At 69.3% G+C, this 17,479-nt stretch carries 17 protein-coding genes; 10 read left to right on the top strand and 7 right to left on the bottom strand.

The features are described 5' to 3' along the window. Positions 1–31 precede the first annotated feature (31 nt). The 3 genes from AB0M45_RS26515 to AB0M45_RS26505 all read right to left on the bottom strand — a co-directional run bounded on the left by AB0M45_RS26515 (position 32) and on the right by AB0M45_RS26505 (position 3,242). Positions 32–1,117, bottom strand: coding sequence for an iron ABC transporter permease (locus AB0M45_RS26515; protein WP_364334690.1), 1,086 nt, complete (start codon positions 1,115–1,117; stop codon positions 32–34). Beyond that, a complete protein-coding gene (locus AB0M45_RS26510) occupies positions 1,114–2,169 on the bottom strand; it encodes an ABC transporter substrate-binding protein (protein WP_364334737.1) in 1,056 nt (351 codons plus the stop codon). Before AB0M45_RS26510 ends, AB0M45_RS26515 begins: the two co-directional genes overlap by 4 nt. Positions 2,170–2,267: 98 nt before the next feature. Continuing rightward, positions 2,268–3,242, bottom strand: coding sequence for an aldo/keto reductase (locus tag AB0M45_RS26505; RefSeq protein ID WP_364334687.1), 975 nt, complete (start codon positions 3,240–3,242; stop codon positions 2,268–2,270). A gap of 286 nt (positions 3,243–3,528) precedes the next feature. On the opposite strand from AB0M45_RS26505, the gene AB0M45_RS26500 reads away from it, so the two are divergent. From AB0M45_RS26500 to AB0M45_RS26470, 7 genes are all read left to right on the top strand, one after another. Continuing rightward, positions 3,529–4,458: an undecaprenyl-diphosphate phosphatase gene (locus tag AB0M45_RS26500; RefSeq protein ID WP_364334685.1), complete on the top strand. Its 930-nt coding sequence runs from the start codon at positions 3,529–3,531 to the stop codon at positions 4,456–4,458. Positions 4,459–4,474: 16 nt separating this feature from the next. Beyond that, on the top strand, positions 4,475–5,233 hold the full coding sequence (locus tag AB0M45_RS26495) for a histidine phosphatase family protein (RefSeq protein WP_364334683.1): 759 nt from the start codon (positions 4,475–4,477) through the stop codon (positions 5,231–5,233). A gap of 73 nt (positions 5,234–5,306) precedes the next feature. Then, complete coding sequence (locus tag AB0M45_RS26490; RefSeq protein ID WP_195131737.1) at positions 5,307–5,891, top strand: DUF3090 domain-containing protein; 585 nt, start codon at positions 5,307–5,309, stop codon at positions 5,889–5,891. A gap of 4 nt (positions 5,892–5,895) precedes the next feature. Continuing rightward, positions 5,896–6,705 (top strand): SCO1664 family protein, encoded by an 810-nt coding sequence (locus AB0M45_RS26485; protein WP_364334681.1) that lies wholly within the window; start codon positions 5,896–5,898, stop codon positions 6,703–6,705. A gap of 98 nt (positions 6,706–6,803) precedes the next feature. Next, positions 6,804–7,223, top strand: coding sequence for a hypothetical protein (locus tag AB0M45_RS26480; RefSeq protein WP_364334678.1), 420 nt, complete (start codon positions 6,804–6,806; stop codon positions 7,221–7,223). Between the two features lie 137 nt (positions 7,224–7,360). After that, on the top strand, positions 7,361–8,599 hold the full coding sequence (gene mshC / locus AB0M45_RS26475; protein WP_364334675.1) for a cysteine--1-D-myo-inosityl 2-amino-2-deoxy-alpha-D-glucopyranoside ligase: 1,239 nt from the start codon (positions 7,361–7,363) through the stop codon (positions 8,597–8,599). Between the two features lie 73 nt (positions 8,600–8,672). Continuing rightward, positions 8,673–9,752 carry an MBL fold metallo-hydrolase gene (locus AB0M45_RS26470; RefSeq protein WP_364334672.1) on the top strand — a complete coding sequence of 360 codons (1,080 nt, stop codon included), beginning with the start codon at positions 8,673–8,675 and terminating at the stop codon, positions 9,750–9,752. 35 nt (positions 9,753–9,787) lie between these two features. On the opposite strand, the gene fadD11 is transcribed toward AB0M45_RS26470, so the two are convergent. From fadD11 to AB0M45_RS26455, 3 genes are all read right to left on the bottom strand, one after another. After that, on the bottom strand, positions 9,788–11,599 hold the full coding sequence (fadD11, locus tag AB0M45_RS26465; protein WP_364334669.1) for a fatty acid--CoA ligase FadD11: 1,812 nt from the start codon (positions 11,597–11,599) through the stop codon (positions 9,788–9,790). A gap of 182 nt (positions 11,600–11,781) precedes the next feature. Further along, the gene (locus AB0M45_RS26460) at positions 11,782–12,432 is read right to left on the bottom strand and encodes an enoyl-CoA hydratase-related protein (RefSeq protein WP_364334665.1); all 651 of its coding nucleotides are present in this window, start codon (positions 12,430–12,432) and stop codon (positions 11,782–11,784) included. A gap of 39 nt (positions 12,433–12,471) precedes the next feature. Further along, complete coding sequence (locus AB0M45_RS26455) at positions 12,472–13,071, bottom strand: TetR/AcrR family transcriptional regulator (RefSeq protein WP_364334662.1); 600 nt, start codon at positions 13,069–13,071, stop codon at positions 12,472–12,474. Between the two features lie 218 nt (positions 13,072–13,289). Between AB0M45_RS26455 and AB0M45_RS26450 the strand changes: the two genes are divergently transcribed. Further along, positions 13,290–13,838, top strand: coding sequence for a TetR/AcrR family transcriptional regulator (locus AB0M45_RS26450; protein ID WP_364334659.1), 549 nt, complete (start codon positions 13,290–13,292; stop codon positions 13,836–13,838). Between the two features lie 10 nt (positions 13,839–13,848). On the opposite strand, the gene AB0M45_RS26445 is transcribed toward AB0M45_RS26450, so the two are convergent. Next, positions 13,849–15,705 carry a Na+/H+ antiporter gene (locus AB0M45_RS26445; protein WP_364334656.1) on the bottom strand — a complete coding sequence of 619 codons (1,857 nt, stop codon included), beginning with the start codon at positions 15,703–15,705 and terminating at the stop codon, positions 13,849–13,851. Between the two features lie 127 nt (positions 15,706–15,832). Between AB0M45_RS26445 and AB0M45_RS26440 the strand changes: the two genes are divergently transcribed. Both AB0M45_RS26440 and AB0M45_RS26435 read left to right on the top strand, forming a co-directional pair. Next, the gene (locus AB0M45_RS26440) at positions 15,833–16,735 is read left to right on the top strand and encodes an alpha/beta hydrolase (protein ID WP_364334653.1); all 903 of its coding nucleotides are present in this window, start codon (positions 15,833–15,835) and stop codon (positions 16,733–16,735) included. Positions 16,736–16,804: 69 nt separating this feature from the next. Next, on the top strand, positions 16,805–17,416 hold the full coding sequence (locus AB0M45_RS26435) for a TetR/AcrR family transcriptional regulator (protein WP_364334650.1): 612 nt from the start codon (positions 16,805–16,807) through the stop codon (positions 17,414–17,416). Positions 17,417–17,479: the final 63 nt, after the last annotated feature.

Raw genomic sequence — 17,479 nt, 5'->3', positions numbered from 1 at the left:
TCGGCGAAGCCGGCCGGAATGCCAGCCGGAATCATGCCCAGCCTCCCGAGCGGGCTCGGGTACGGCGCAGCAGCCAGAAGAAGACGGGGCCGCCGATGAGCGAGGTGAGCATGCCCAGCGGCAGGTCGGCGTTGTCGACCAGGGAGCGGGCGCAGACATCGGCGGCCAGCAGCACCACCGCCCCGACGATGGCGCTGAGCGGGATGAGGACGCGATGGGCCGGGCCGACCAGCATGCGGACCAGGTGCGGGACGATGAGCCCGACGAACAAGATGATGCCGGTGAACGCGACACCGGCGGTGGCCAACACCGCGACGACGACGATCACATTGCGGCGCAGCCGCTCCACGTCGACGCCGAGATGACGGGCGGAGGACTCGCCGAGCGCCAGCAGATCCAGCCGCGGCGCCAGCAGCACCGCCGCGGCCACGCCCACGGCGGCCAGCGGCGCGACCACGCCCACGGATTCCCAGGTGGCGCCGTTGAGCGACCCCAGCTGCCAGAACACGATCTGATCGCGGGCGGCCGGAGACGCCACGAACAGCAGCAGCGCGATCACCCCGCCCGCGAAGGCATTGATCGCGACACCGGTGAGCACGAGCGTGACGACCTCGGTACGTCCATTCGCGCGCGCCAGCACATACACCAGCAACGTGGTCGCCAGCCCCGCGACGAACGCGGCCGCCGCCACCGACCACGCCGCCACGAACGCACCACCCACCACGATCACCGTGCCCGCCCCGACCGCGGCACCCGCCGACACCCCGATCACACCGGGTTCGGCCAGCGGATTGGCGAACACACCCTGCAACAACGCACCCGCTGTCGCCAGCGCCGCACCGACCAGCATCGCCAGCACCACCCGCGGGAACCGCACCTGCCACAACGTCACCTCGCCCGAGGGATGCGCCGGCATCGGCCCGACATCCAACCCGATCCGGTGCAGCACACTGCCCGCAACCTCGGCCGGGGTGGTCGGCACCTGCCCGATCGCCGCCGACACGACCGCCAGCGCGACCAGCCCGGCCACCGCGACCGCGAATACGACCAGCACCTGCGAGCGGCGCCGTGACTTCGGCGCGGGGGAAACCGGTCGCGCCGCTGTCGTAGCGCTCATGCGTGCCCGGTGCCGTACACGGCCTCGCTCAGCGCCGCGATCACCCGGCCGGTGTTGGGCCCGAAACTCAGCAGCACGGCATCGGACATGTCCACCACGCGCCGGTCCCGCCCCGCCGGAGTCTGCGCGATGCCGGGCACCTTCTGCAGTCCCTCGACCCCGCCGACGGACTTCAGCCCGTCCGACATCACCAGCAGCACATCCGGCGCCGTACCGATCATCGCCTCGCTGGTGATCGCGGTGAACGGCTCTTTCAGCCCGGCCACCGTGCCCGCGTCCCGCGCACCCAGCGCCGCGATCAACGCGTCCGCGCCCGACCCCGGCCCGGCGAGCATCGTGATGGCCGTGGAACGCAGATACAGGAACGCGATGGTCAGCGGCCGGTCCTGGGCGGGCACGGCGGCGCTGGCGGTGGCGATCTCGTCGCGGGTGCGCTGCGCCAGCGCCTGGCCGCGCTCGGGCACGCCCAGCGCGCCCGCGACTGCCTCGATCTGCGGCACCACCCCGTCCATCGTGCGCTGCGGGTCGAAGTAGACGACCGTCACACCGGCCGCGCGTAACTGCTCCCGCACCGCGGGCGCTGCGCTGGTGGTATCGGTCAGGAACACCGAAGGCCGCAGGGCCAGTACCGATTCCACGTTCAGCGACCCATTGCCGCCTGCCACGTTCGGCACGTCCCGCACCGCGGGAAACGCCGCGGAGGTACTGCGCCCCACCAGCTTCGTCCCCAACCCGAGCGCGTAGACGATCTGGGCGAGAGTGCCGTAGCGATCGACGGCGATGATGCGGTTCGCGTCGGTGACGGTGACGTCGCCGCCGTCGAACGAGCGCACCGTCACCGGCAGCGTCGGCGTCGGCTCCGGCCCGATCGGCACCGGGTCCAGATCGGTGAGGGTCGCCGTCGTCGGCCCGTGCCCACCGTGCGACGCCGCGCCGTCGGCGTCACACGCGGCCGACCCGGCCAGCAGGATCGCCGCGAGCAGGGCAAGGACGGCGCGCCACCGCGCTCGGACTCGGTTCCCCAGCCCACCCGCGGTCACCGCGGTGCTCATGCCTGCGCCTGGCCGGCGCTCGGTTCCGGCATGCGCGATGCGCGCTGTGTCGATGATCCGCTCGCTGCGCTCCCTCATGCAGGCAAGGCTAATCTCTGTCACTCCGCGCGTGCACTGACGTCATCCAAGGCGGCCGCGATCGCGCGCGGCAGTTCCAGGGTTTCCGCGGCCAGCACGCCGGTGAGCTGCCCGATGTCGCGTGCGCCGACGATCATGCTCGCGATACCGGGACGCTCCCGGATCCAGGCCAGCGCGACGGCCAGCGGCGAAGTGGCCAGTCCGTCGGCGGCGGTCACCAGTGCCTCGACCACCCGGGTCGCGCGGTCGTCGAGCCGGTGCCGGATCTCGGCGGCGGTCGCCTCGTCCGCGCCGCGCGAATCGGCGGGCACCCCGTCGCGATACTTGCCGGTGAGGATGCCACCCGCCAGCGGCGCGGTAGCGATCAACCCGACCCCGTGATGCTGGGCGGCCGGAATGAAATCGGTTTCGGTATCCCGGGCAAGCAGCGAGTACGGGGTCTGCGCGACGGCGATGGGCGCGACCGCGGCGATGCTGGCGACCTGCCAGGCGTTGAAACCACGTACCCCGGCGTAGCGGACGCGCCCGGAGCGGACCGCGAATTCGAGGGTGGCGGCGACCTCGTCGAGCGGAGTCGCCGGATCCCAGGCGGCGACATGCCAGATATCGAGGTAGTCGGTGCCCAGTTCGAGCAATGTCCGATCGAGTTGGCGCAGCAGCGCGCGGCGTGAGGTGTCCACCGCCGGGCGCACCGGTTCCGGTGCGGGCACCGACGCCGCCCCTGGTGCGGGCGTGGCCAGCGGCACGACACCCGCGCAGCCGCTGAGCACCAGATCGTCGCGTAAGACCAGATCGCCGAGCAGTTCGGCCAGGATCCGTTGTGCCGCACCGCCGGCATAGGCGGGCGAGGTGTCGACCAGCGTGCCGCCCGCCTCGGCGAACGCCACCAACTGCACTGCCGCCTCTTCGGTGTCGGTATGCGCACCCCAGGTGTGGGTCGCCAGTCCTATCCGGGACACCCGTAGGCCGCTGCGGCCGACCGTCCGCTGTTCCATCACCGTGTCCGCGCAATCGTCACGGCGCCAAGCCTAGAGTGTGGATACGCAACTCGACGGCCACCAGCACAGTGGGTCGCACTTCGGTGCACGGGGAAACCGGATGAGCCCGCAGTGAAGGCGCAGTACGCACAACGGCCGGGCACGCGGCCGCGACCTCGACACTGTACTGTCGCTGCGTGATTGCGGCGGTGGTCACAGTGACGCGACCGACCGCCGGACCATTGCCCAGGTGGGAATGCGTATTTCGGGCGGAAGTGGAGGCTGGTTCGTGGTAGGAGAGTCGATGACCTGGGTGCAGGCCTTGGTGCTGGGCCTGGTGCAGGGGCTCACGGAATTTCTGCCGATCTCCTCCTCGGCGCATCTGCGCATCGTGTCCTCGGTCTTCTTCGGCGACGACGCGGGCGCCTCGTTCACTGCGGTCACCCAGCTGGGCACCGAGGCCGCGGTGCTGGTGTTCTTCGCCAAGGACATCTGGCGGATCGTGTTGGCCTGGTTCGCCGGTCTGCGCGAGCGGGTGACCGCGCGCGGCAGGCAGGAACTCCCATTGCACGATCAGCCCACCACGAAACTTCCGGTCATCACCGCCGAGCGCAAGCGCGTTCTCGACGAGCAGACCCAGCGCGAACTCGACTACCGCATCGGCTGGTATGTGATCATCGCCACCATGCCGATCGGCGTGCTGGGATTCCTGCTCAAGGACCAGATCCGCACCGGGGCACGCAATCTGTGGCTGGTGTCGTTCATGCTGATCGCGTTTGCCCTGGTCATCGCCGCCGGTGAGCACTTCGGACGCAAGGAGCGGTCCATCGAGCAGCTCACCACCCGCGACGGTCTCGCGATGGGTTTCGCGCAATCCCTCGCGCTGATCCCCGGTGTCTCGCGCTCGGGCGCGACCTCGACGGCCGGTCTGTTCCTCGGGCTGGAGCGCGAAGCGGCCGTACGGTTTTCGTTCCTGCTCGCCATTCCCGCCGTGACCGCTTCGGGCCTGTTCAGCCTGCCGGACGCGTTCGCGCCCGCCGGTGAGGGGCTCAATGCCAGCGGGCCGCAACTGTTGGCGGCCACGGTACTGGCGTTCGTCGTCGGCTACGCGTCGGTGGCGTGGCTGCTGCGTTTCGTGGCGCGGCATTCGCTGTACTGGTTCGTCGGCTACCGCATCGTGCTGGGCCTGGTCATCATGGGTCTGCTGGCGGGAGGCGTGGTCTCGGCGACATGATCGCTAGGCTGGCCGCATGACGGTGATCCTGTTGCGGCACGGTGTGTCGACGTCGAACACCGCCCGCACCCTGGCCGGTCGCAGCACCGGCGTCGGGCTCACCGAGCGCGGTGACGAGCAGGCGAGGGCCGTGGCCGAACGACTGGCCGGGCTGCCGATCGAACGCATCGTGCACTCTCCGCTGCTGCGCTGCCGGCTGACGGTGGCGCCGCTGGCGGAAAAGTTCGGGCTGGAGCCGGTATTCGACGACCGGCTCATCGAAGTCGATTACGGCGAGTGGACCGGCCGCCCGATCGCCGAACTGCTGGCCGAACCGCTCTGGAAAGTCGTGCAGCGACACGCCTCCGGCGCGGTGTTCCCCGGCGGGGAGGGCCTGGCCCAAGTACAGTCCCGCGCGGTGGCCGCGATCCGCGACCACGACCGCGCGCTGGCCGGGCAACACGGCCGCGACGCACTGTGGGTGGCGTGCACGCACGGCGACGTGATCAAGGCGGTGCTCGCCGACGCCCTCGGCATCCACCTCGACGGCTTCCAGCGGATCATGGTCGAACCCGCCTCGATCAGCGTCATCCGCTACACCCCGACCGCACCGTACGTGTGGCGGATGAACGACACCGGCGCCGATCTGTCCGCCCTCGCCGCCACCGGCGGGCAACCCGCCGGCGCGGCCTCGGCGGCGCCGAGGACCGCGACGTCCGGTCCTGTCCCCGGCGGCGAGCTCGGTGGCGCCGGAAGTGCGGATAATGGGAATGCGGAGCGCCGAGATTCCTTGTAGACAACCGGACGGTCGTTGTATGGAATCCCCGCGCCGCGGGTAGTCGATCAGGGTCACGTATCAGGAGGTGCATGTGTCACGCGCAATCCATGTATTCCGCACCCCCGATCGTTTCGTCGCCGGGACCGTCGGTGAGCCGGGCGATCGCGCGTTCTATCTGCAGGCCGTGCAGGAACCGCGCGTGGTCAGCGTGCTGCTGGAAAAGCAGCAGGTGAAGGTACTTGCCGACCGGATGGGCCTGCTCCTGGACGAGGTCGCGCGCCGCTTCGGCGCGGAGGTGCCGCCGCAGGCCGAGGACGTCACCGACAACGCGCCGCTGGTCACCCCGATCGATGCCGAGTTCCGGGTCGGCACCATGGGCCTGGGCTGGGACGCCGACGCGGGCGCGGTGGTGGTGGAACTGCTGGCGATCACCGAAACCGAGGTCGACGAGTCGGTGGTGCTCGACGACACCGAGGAAGGACCCGACGCGGTGCGGGTGTTCCTCACGCCGATCCAGGCCCGCGAATTCGCGTTGCGCTCCACCCGGGTGATCGCGGCGGGACGTCCGCCGTGTCCGCTGTGCGGCGAGCCGCTGTCGGCTCGCGGGCACATGTGCGTGCGAACCAACGGCTACAAGCGCGGCGACATCTTCGGCGCGGCCGAACTAGAGGAGTGATTCCGTGGCCGAGGCCGGGGACCGATTCCACAGCGGCGAGCTGACGGTGATCGGGCGGGTGAACACCGCCAGCAACGTGACCCTGGTCTGCGATGTGCTCGACGGTGACCGCGACCAGCCACCGCTGCGGGTGGTCTACAAACCGATCCGCGGCGAACGGCCGCTGTGGGACTTTCCCAACGGCACCCTGGCCGGACGCGAAGTGGCGTCATATCTGATCTCCGAGGCGATCGGCTGGGGCGTGATCCCCGAAACCATTCTGCGCGAAGGCCCTTTCGGGCCCGGCATGGTGCAACGCTGGGTCGACGGCGTGGACAACCACACCGACCGCGGCAACCGGCTGGACCTGATCGACCTGTGCCCCGCGGGCGCGGTACCCGACGGATTCCGTGAGGTGCTGCGCGCACTGGACCAAGATGGCAACGAGATATCGCTGATCCACGCCGACGACCCCCGGTTGCAGCGCATGGCGGTACTGGACGTGCTGCTGAACAACGCCGACCGCAAGGGCGGGCACGCGCTGGAAGGCGTGGACGGTCAGGTGTACGGCGTCGACCACGGCATCTGCCTGCACACCGAGCACAAACTGCGCACCGTGCTGTGGGGCTGGGCCGGCCAACCCATCAGCGACGACCTGATCGCGGACATCACCGCATTCGCCAAACAATTGCCGGGCGCGTTCGCCGCCGCGCTGAGCGAACACATCACCGACAGCGAGATCGACGCGCTCGCCGAACGCGCCCACCAGGTGCTCGACAACCCGGTGATGCCGCTCCCGCGCACCACACGCCCCATCCCGTGGCCCGCCTTCTGAACGCGACGCCTCCTGCGCCACCGCGGCCGATGCCGTGCCGGACGGATTCCTGGCACAGTTGAAGCTCGAACGCTCGGCGCGATGACGAGGAGGACCCGATGACCCACTCGACCGGAGACCGTGCGGCACCGACCGTACAGGTCAGCATCGGGGCGCCGACCTACACGCTCGCGTTGCACTACATGCATCTCTACGACAAGAAGCCCTACCCCGACACCGACCTGCACCTCTACGACAACGGCGTCTACTGGCTGAGCTCGGCGGGGGAAGACCACTTCGGCGTCTACGTCCTCACCGAAGGCTCGGTGGACTCCGGGCGGTTCACCATGCGCTTCATCTCGTTGCCTTCCCCGGACTGGGGCGATACCGTCGCCTATCACGAACTCGAGTTCGACGTGGCGCGAGGCGAATTCACCCAGATCGCCCTCGCCGACACCGATCCCGATATTCCGGACCTGGACGGGACGTTCGCGATCACCCGCAACACGATCACCGATCCCACCCGCCGCGACAGGTGATTCAGCGGAACCCAAAATCTTGACATCCCACGATTTGCTGAAAGACGCAGGTCGCGACGGGTCCGCGGACAGGCCGGGGCGGGGGCGGCGCCAGGGCGGGGGCGGATGATCTCCGCCACACCTCTACCCTCATAAGCATGCAGTCCTGGTCCGACACCGCCGTACCCGCCGTCCCTGGAGCAGGACCGCCGTTGCGGTTGTACGACACCGCCGACCGGCAGGTGCGGCCGGTCACTCCCGGCGCCACCGCCACCATGTACGTCTGCGGGATCACCCCCTACGACGCCACCCACCTCGGGCACGCCGCGACCTACCTGACCTTCGACCTGGTCAACCGGCTGTGGCGAGACGCAGGCCACGACGTGCACTACGTGCAGAACGTCACCGACGTCGACGACCCGCTGTTCGAACGCGCCGAACGCGACGGGGTGGACTGGCGTGAGCTCGGCACCGCGGAGACCGACCTGTTCCGCGAGGACATGTCCGCCCTGCGGATCGTGCCGCCGCGCGAGTACGTGGGCGCGATCGAATCCATCGACGAGGTCGTGGAATTCGTGCAGAAACTGCTGGCGTCCGGCGCCGCCTACATCGTCGAGGACCCCGAATACCCGGACATCTACTTCCGGGCCGACGCCACCGAGCAGTTCGGTTACGAATCCGGCTACGACCGCCCCACCATGGAGCGGCTGTTCGCCGAACGCGGCGGCGACCCGGACCGTCCGGGCAAACGCGACACCATCGACGCGCTGCTGTGGCGCGCGGCCCGCCCCGGCGAGCCGTCCTGGCCCGCCCCGTTCGGCGCGGGCAGACCCGGCTGGCACATCGAGTGTTCGGCGATCGCGGTCAACCGCATCGGCCCGGAATTCGACATCCAGGGCGGCGGCAGCGACCTGATCTACCCGCACCACGAGTACTCCGCCGCGCACGCCGAGTCGCTGATCGCGGGCCGTCGCTTCGCCCGCCACTACGTGCACGCCGGTCTGATCGGGCTGGACGGGGAGAAGATGTCGAAGTCCAGGGGCAACCTGGTGCTGGTGTCGGTGCTGCGCCGCGACGGCGTCGATCCGGCCGCTATCCGCCTGGCGCTGCTGGCCGGGCACTACCGCCAGGACCGGATGTGGACCGCCACGCTGCTCGAGCACGCGCAGCACCGCCTGCGGCTGTGGCGCGACGCCACCGCGCTCACGGCGGGCCCGTCGGCCACCGACACGGTCGCGCGGCTGCGTCAGCATCTGGCCGACGACCTGGACACCCCCTCAGCGCTCGACGCGGTGGACAACTGGGCCCGGCAGGCCATCGACTACGGCGGCCGGGACAGCGCAGCGCCCGCACTGATCACCACCGCCGTCGACGCACTGCTGGGCATCCGCCTGTAAAGCCCCTGCGCGGCCAGAAATTTCCGGGGCCCGCCGCTTGCCCGCACTCGGGAGTCCGTGATGGGCTACCGGCGTGGGCAAGATTCCTGGACTGGGCCTGTTCGGGCACGGCGGCAAACTGGCGATGCTCGCGGCCGGTCAGTTGCAGCCCGCCGCCGGACCGACCGATCCGCGCACGATCGCGGCCCGTGTCCGCTTCTTCGGCGCCGACAGCATCGACGGCGAATCGGGCGCGCCGCGGACCGATCGGGTGGTGCTGTCCTGGATCGGATGCACCACCTACGCCGTGGCCATCGGGGGTTCGGTATTCCTGCTCGACGCGTGGGTGCCGCGGCTGACCAGCACCGGATATGTTCCGGCGACGCCGCAGGATCTGGTGGACCTGGCCCCCGCGGCGATCTTCATCGGCCACGGGCACTTCGACCACGCCGGTGACGCCGCCCGCATCGCACAGGCCAGCGGCGCCACCGTGCACGGCACCGCCGAACACTGCGCGACCATCGCCGCGCAAGTCACCGATCCGGCGTTCGCGACCGCCACGCACGGCGACGCGGACACACCGATCGGCGCCCGCGACGACTTCGCCGTCGGCGCGGTCGAAGTGACCGTCGTCCGCCATCTGCACTCCGCGCGCACCCCGCCGGACCCGATCGACGGATCACCGCGGTTCTTTCCCCGCCCACAACCCGGGATCGTGCTCACGCATCCGCCGACCCTCAGCGGCGTCCTGCAAGGGTTTCCGCGCCTGCGTGACCGGGAGGGCGGGGTGCTGCTGTATCAGTTCCGGGTGCCGGGCCTCACGCTGGTCTGGCACGACTCCACGGGTCCGCTCACCGAGCGCGCCCCGCACGTGCTCGACACCCTCGCCGCACTGCCCGCCACCGACGTGCAGATCGGCGCGGTGCAAGGCTACAACCAGATCAGCAACGGCCTGCGCGATCCGCGCACCTACATCCAGGCGCTCACCCCGGCGCTGTTCGTGCCGAGCCATCACGACAACTGGCTACCCGGCCTCACCGCGAGCGCCGCGACCTACGACGTACCGTTGCGCGCCGAACTGGCCCGGATTCCCGTCACGCGCCGACCCGACCTGCGGACCCTGCACGATCCGTCCGACTACATACGACCCCAGCGGCTCACTTTCACGTTGTGAGCACAGCGCCCGCGGTTGCCGTCCGCACGGATTCGCTACAACCGCGCCTGCTGCCCCTCCGGTTGGTGCACGGTCTCGGCCGGGTCGCCGGCGTAGAGCAACGCGATCTGCTCGGCGTACTTGGCCGCGATCGGCTTGCGACGCAACTTCATCGTCAAGGTCACCTCGTCACCGCCGGGCTCCCAGAACGTCGGCAGCACGGTGAACCGTTTGATCTGCTCGACCCGCGACAGCGTCGCGTTGCCCGCGGCAACACCGCGCGCGATCTCGGCGACCACACCGGCATCAGCCGCCAGCGTCGCGGCCGACGCGTCCGGCAGACCATGCTTGGCGGCATACAGCGCAGCGGTTTCGGCATCGATGACGATCAGCGCCGTGTTGTACGGGCGGGCCTCGCCGATCACCGCTATCGCGCCGACCAACGGGGTCGCGGCTTTGATCGCGTTCTCGATGTTGGCCGGAGACATGTTCTTTCCGGCCGAGTTGATGATCAGCTCTTTCTTGCGGTCGACCACCCGCAGGTAGCCGTCGTCGTCGACGGACAAGATATCGCCGGTGTGCAGCCACCCGTCGGGGTCCAGCGCCTCCGCGGTCTTCTGCGGCTCCTTCCGATAGCCCTTCATCACCAACGGCCCGCGCACCAAGAATTCACCGTCTTCGGCGATGCGCCACTGCATTCCGGGCAGCATCCGGCCGACCGAACCCAACCGCGCCTGCTGCGGTGAACAGGCACTCGCCACGCACGTGAGCTCCGACATGCCCCAGATCTCCGAGATCGGAATGCCGATCCCGAAGAAGAACCCGAGCGTCTGCGGCGGAATCGGCGCGGCACCCGACATCGCCCATTTCAGTTGGTCCAGACCGATTTTCGCGCGCAACCCGGACAGCACCCGCTCGTCGGCCTTCGCCCATTCGGCGGCCAGCGGCGCGTCGATCGGTTCCCCGCGCAGCTGCGCGCCGGCCTTGCGGGCCGCCACATCCAGCGCCCACTCCAGCGCACCGCGGGTGGCGTCGTCGGATTCGCTGGCCACGGAGAACTCGATGGCCGCCTTCAGCTTCTCCCACACCCGGGGCACCGCACCCCAGATCGTGGGGTGCACGTCGGCCAGCGCGGCGGGCAGCAGCGACCGGTCGGGCACCACGGTGATCTGCGTGCCGTACACCTGCTGCAGATACAGCGAACAGAACCGGTCGGCCATGTGCGCCGACGGCAGATAGGAGGTCTGCCGGTCGCCGAACTCGACCGGCAGCACCGCATGGAACTCGCGCGCTTCGGCCAGCAGATTGGCATGGGTGATCTCGACACCCTTCGGATTCCCGGTGGTGCCGGAGGTGTAGACGAGGGTGAGCACGTCCTCTGGGCGCACAGCGCGCCAGGTGGCTTCGAAGTCGAAATCCGGGCGGCTCATGGCCTTCAGCTCATCCAGGCCCAGCGTGCCGTCGGGGGTGCCGTCGATGCAGACGATGGTTTCGATCGGCGCGCCCGAGCGCCGGATGCGCTCGACATACTGCTGTTCACACACCACCACCTGATTGCCGGCGTTGCCGAACACGTAGTTCAGCTGCTCGGGCGACAGGGTGTTGTACACCGAGAACGAGGTCGCGCCGGTGTGCTGCGCGCCGACCTCGATCGGATAGAACTCCACCCGGTTGCCCATCATCAGCGCCACGGTGTCGCCGCGCCCGACGCCGAGGGCGGCCAGACCGCCCGCGACCGCGCGGACCTGCTCGGCGTACTCCCGCCAGGTCAGCGTCCGATCGCCGCCGATGGAACGGACGGCCACCGCGTCCGGATCGATCGCCGCGCTGCGTTGGAATGCGGCACAAGACGTGTTCGGTTCGGTCATCGCCCACCTCGTTCAGTGACATCCAGCTTTCCCAGACAGTAAGTGCCCGACCGGGGCGTGTGGGGCGTTTCGACTGTTTCGGAGCAGCGGACTTTCCGCCCGCATCCACCGAACCGGCTCTCCCGCAACCGATTCGGTGTAGCGAGCGGCCAGCCGAGACGTGACCGCTTGACTGCGGCGGTCTAGACGGTCAATGCCGCGACAGCTCTGGCGTACATGGTGTTCTTGATCGCGCCGAGGGTGCCGGGGTCTTTTCCGCCCAGCGGAGCCAGCAGGGCCAGCGCGGTCTCGGTCACGGCGCCTTCGGCGGCGGTGGTGTCGACGATGTCGGCGGCCGTGGCGTCGATGCCACCGAAGCGGCGCCCGGTGGTCATCGAGGCCACCGCGGTCTTCGGAGTGAGCTTGGCCTGGATGAGTGCGGCCATGCCAGGCGTGAAGGGGATGCGGATGTCGACCTCGGGGAAGCAGAAATAGCCGCGGTCGGCGCGCATGACGCGGTAGTCGTGGGCGATGGCGAGCATGGCGCCCGCGCCGAACGCGTGGCCGGGCAGCGCCGCCGCGGTGGGCACCGGCAAAGTGAGGATCCGCGCGAACAGCGCCTGCACCTGCCCGACGTACCACTCGGCGCGTTCAGCGTTCGCGCCCAGCCACTCCAGATCCAGTCCGTTGGAGTAGAACTTGCCGCCCGCGGTGGTGACCAGACCTTCGGCGCCGTCGGCGAGCGCGGTATCCACGTGGGCGCCCACCTGTTCCAGAAAGGCGGGGGAGAAACGGTTTTCGTCGCCGCCCAGATCCAGGACGGCGATCTTGTCGTGGTAATCGAGTGTAGGCATGGTGATCCTTGGGTTGGGGTTTGGGGGACAGGGGGATCGTCAGGGTGGCGGGCCGACCGTGAGGACGGCGCGCACGGCGCTGCGCAGATATTCCCGCGCACGGGGATCGGCGAGCCGCTCACGGCGCAGCAGCACGGCGGTGGGCAGGTCGACCAGGCACAGGGTGATCACGTCGACGGCGCGGCGGTCACCGCGCTGCCACAGGTGTCGCGACAATCGGATCATCAGCTCGACCAGCATTCCATCGGTCGCGGCGAGTTCGGCGGCGACGCCCTCGGGCAGCTCGCCGAGCAACTCCTCACGCCGCACAGCGAGCAGCAGCCGCGAGGAATCCGGATGCCGCTCGGCGAACACCGCGGGCGCCTCGGCGGCCGCGACCACGGCCTCGACGTCGTCAGTGCTGCCCAGCGCCGTCTCGACCAGCGCGGTTTGCAGGTCGAGGAATCGGCGCGCCGCGCGTAACCAGGTGCGGCCGAGTAGTTCCGCGCGCGATCCGAAGGTGTGGTAGATCGCGCCGTTGGATATGCCGGTGGCGGCCGCGACCGCGCGCGTGGTGACCGCCGCAGGGCCGCAGCGAACGGCCAGTGATTCCGCGGCGTCCAGCACGGTGTCGGGATCGTGCGTCCGGGGTCGGGGCATGACGCCACTATAACAGAGCATTTGCTCTGTTATTTTCCTCATCGCCCCCCGCAGACCAGATAGTCCAGTGGCGCTAGCTATTTCAGCTAGTAACAGGTACCGAGGGGTACTCAGGGATACGCCGCGGTACTTCGCCCGGCGCCGTCCGGCGGACGCTACGATGGGGTACTGTTCGGTCCCTCACCCACCCTGCCCGAACGAAGAGAACGGCGCCGCGAATGTCACGTGTGGTCACCAAGGAGCAGTACTTCGCCACCGGCTTGGAGGTGCTCGCCGAATTCGGCTTCAAGGGCCTGAACATCGGCGTGCTGTGTCGTCGGCTCGGCGTCACCAGCGGGTCGTTCTACCACCACTTCGGCAGCTGGCAGGGATTCGTCGACGCCTTGCTCGACCACTGGGAGAACCGTCAGGTGCGCATCCTGGGGACGATGCCGTTCAACCAGGGCAACCCCGATGACGACATCCGCGCCATGTCCGACCTCGCCGCCGGACTGCACCACGCCGCCGAAGCCGCGATCCGCGCCTGGGCCGGGAACGACGAATCGGTCAATCTCGCCCTCAAACGCGTCGACGAATCCCGCAGGCGCACCGTGCACAAAGCGGTCAAAGGCGTCGTCGGTGACGACGACACCGCCGCCGTGGTCACCTCACTGGGCATGGCGATGCTCGTCGGCTACCAGCAGATCGCCGCGGGCGGCGAGGACCTCTCACTGGACGGGCTGCTGGCCGAATACGCGCGCCTGATCTACTCCCACGCCCGCCGCTGAACCCCGCGGCCTACCCGAGCAGCTCATCGACATAACACCACCGCCACGCCTCGCCCGGCTCCACGCTGCGCATCACCGGGTGCCCGCTGCCGGCGTAGTGCCTGCTCGCGTGGTTGCCCGGCGAAGAATCGCAGCAGGCGACATGCCCGCAGGACAAGCACATGCGCAGATGTACCCAGTTCAGCCCTTCCGCGAGGCACTCGGCGCATTCGTCGGGCCCGGCGTTGGTCCGCACCAAAGGCGCGGAACGCAGATGCACGCAGGTGTCGTCGGTCGGCGGCGCCGCCAGCGGTTCGACACGCTCTTCCTCGGTCTCGTCGTAGCGGTCGATCATGGACTCTTCCAAGTCCAACCGGGCCAGCACGTATTGCAGGATCTCATGATCCACCGTGCCCGAATCCCGTACCCGCAATACGGTTTCGCGTTCGGCGCGCAACATCTCCAACCGCAGCCGCCGGTACTCGGCGGTGGGCGTGACCAGCTCCGATTCCGCCCGCCCGAGCCGCTCCCAGGCGGCGTTGGTCTTCCACGTGACGCGATCACGCAACATCTCCACCACGCCGGGCGGGGTATCGGGCGTGACTCGCGCCTCGAGCACGGCCAGACCCGCCGCGGTCGCCTGCTGCATCAGATTGGCTTTCTGCAACGCGTCCTCGGCGCGGCTGGGCCCGCGCAACCGCAGCCACCGCACCAGCCACGGCAGCGACGTGCCTTGCAGCAGCAGCGTTCCCGCCACCACCACCAGCGCCAGCAGCTTCAGCACCGGCAACTGCGGAGTGTCCTGCGGCAACAACAACACCGCCGCCAACGTCACCACACCGCGCATGCCTGCCCACGACACCACGACCAAATGACTCGGCGGCACCGCGCCACCCATCCCGAGACTGCGTGACAGCAGCGACGAACCGAACACCCACACCGGCCGTGCCAGCACTGTCGCCGCCAGCACCGCCAGCGCCGCGAGCACCACAGTGCGATGATCGAGCCCGCTGCGCCAAGCCCCCTCCAGGATCGCGCGCACCTGCAACCCGATCAGAACGAACACCGCGCTCTCCAGAATGAACTGGATGGTCCGCCAATTGGTGCGCTCGGCGATCCGCGACGCCGCGCTCTGCCACACCGGCGCGTTGTGCCCGAGAATCATGCCGCAGGTGACCACCGCGATCACGCCCGAAGCGTGGATGCCCTCGGCAGGCAGATACACCACGAACGGCGCGAGAAACGACAACGTCGTATCCAGCACCGGATCGGTGATGCGCCGCCGCAGCAGCGCCAGCAGATAGGCCACGACGATCCCGACCACCGCGCCGCCACCGGCCGCGAGCGCGAAATCCGCACCCGCCTCCCAGATCGACACCACCCCCACCATCGCCGCCGACGCGGTCCGCAACGCCACCAGCGCGGTGGCGTCGTTGAACAGCGACTCGTCTTCCAGGATCGTGACGATCCGCCGCGGCATCCCGATCCGGCGCGCCACCGCCGTCGCGGCCACCGCGTCCGGCGGAGCCACCACCGCCCCCAGCGCCACCGCGACCGCGAACGGCACCGGCAGCAGCCACCACACCACCACCGCCACGACGAACGTCGTGAACAACACCAGCCCCACCGACAACAACGCGATCGTGCGCACATCGGCCCGGAAATCCACCAGCGACGTGCGAATCGCGGCGGTATACAGCAAAGGAGGCAGGAAACCGAGCAGAATGATCTCCGGCTCCAGGTGGATCTCCGGCACGAACGGCAGATACGAGGCCGCCACCCCGGCCAGCGTCAGAACCAGCGGCTCGGATACCCCGAACCGACGCGCCAGCGCCGCCAACGCGGCCGCCGACGCAACGAGAACAACCAAGCCGATCGCGACGTCCACAGTGGAATTCTCGCAGAGCGCACGATCGGCAAACGGCCCGCGCGGTACATGACACGTGCGCGGTCGACCGAATTACTGTGCCCGGGCGCTCACACGCGCCATGCTTGTCGGCGACGAGGAGGTAGACATGGAGGAGTTCGCGGCCTGGCGGGCGAACGGACGACGTCTCACACATCGCGGCCACCAGATCTTCTGGCGCGACGGGGGCGGCGGCACGGACGGGACGCTGGTGTGCATCCACGGATTCCCCACCGCGTCCTGGGACTGGCACCGCATCTGGCCCAGCCTGTGCGAACGCTTCGCGCGGGTCATCGCCCTGGACATGATCGGCTTCGGATGGTCGGCGAAACCGCGCCACTACGACTACCGCATCGCCGACCAAGCCGACATCCACGAGAACCTGCTGCGCGAGCAGGGCATCCAGCGATTCCACGTGCTCGCCCACGACTACGGCGACACCGTCGCCCAGGAACTGCTCGCCCGCGACGCCGAACGCCGCGCGGCCGGTGACGAATCGCTGGTGCTGGAATCGGTGTGCCTGCTCAACGGCGGCCTGTTCCCGGAAACCCACCGCGCGCGGCTGGTCCAGCGGCTGCTGGCCAGTCCGTTCGGACCGCTGGTCGGGGTGCTCGGCACCGAGAGCACCTTCCACCGCAGCCTGTCGGCGGTATTCGGACCCGACACCGAACCCACCGACGCCGAACTCCACCAGTTCTGGCTGCTGTGGTGCAGCAAGCACGGTAAACGCAACGGCCACAAGCTGATCCGCTACATGGCCGAGCGCCGCAAGCACCGGCAGCGCTGGGTGGGCTCCCTGCAGCAGGCCCAGGTACCGATCCGGCTCATCGACGGACTGGCCGACCCGGTCTCCGGCGGCCACATGGTGCGCCGCTACCGCCAGCTGATCACCGACCCCGACGTGGTGGAACTGCCACGCATCGGCCACTACCCGCAACTGGAAGCACCCGAGCAGACCCTCGCGGCCCTGCTGGAATTCCACGGCAACCGGGTGGACAAGCCCACCTCCTGAACACGGCCGGAAAGGTCGTCGCGGCCGAGACCGCGACGACCTTTATGGCAGACGCCATAGTATGGCGGTATGGCAGCGACACGCCGAGCCCGCAGCGACAGCTCCCCACGCCCCCGGCCCGGGGACGCGCGGCGGCGGATGATCGACGGCGCAATCGACTCACTGCGCGTACACGGCGCCAGCGCCACCAGCGTGGACCGGGTACTCGCGGCCACCGGCGCGCCACGCGGCTCGGTGTACCACCACTTTCCCGGCGGACGCACCGAACTGATCACCGAGGCGGTCAGCACCGCGGGGGAGCTGATGTCGGCATTCATCGAGCGCCTCACCAACGACAACGACCCTGCCACCGCCCTGGACCGATTCGCGGCGCTGTGGCGGCGCACCCTGCTCGACACCGACTTCCGCGCCGGCTGCCCCATCTTCGCCGTCGCCGTAGAAACCAACGACGACGCACCGGAATTCGCCCGCGTCGCCGGGGAGATCTTCCAGCGCTGGCACCACGCGCTCACCGAGATGCTCCAGCGCCACGACGTGCCCGCCGACCGCGCGTTCCGCCTGGCCACCCTGACCGTCGCCGCATTCGAGGGCGCTATCGCACTGTGCCGGGTCCGCCGCGATATCACCCCCCTCGACGACGCGGTCCGCGAACTGCGCGAACTGGTATCCGCCGCCCACTGACCGGCGCGAACCGCGACAGCTGCCACCGCGGCATCCGCTCGCAGTCCCGCGACGCGCGCCGCC

This window comes from Nocardia sp. NPDC051787 (assembly GCF_040681325.1).
Lineage (GTDB): Bacteria > Actinomycetota > Actinomycetes > Mycobacteriales > Mycobacteriaceae > Nocardia.
The sequence above is the reverse complement of the archived record's forward strand: the minus strand, read 5'-3'. Positions and strand labels throughout refer to the sequence as shown.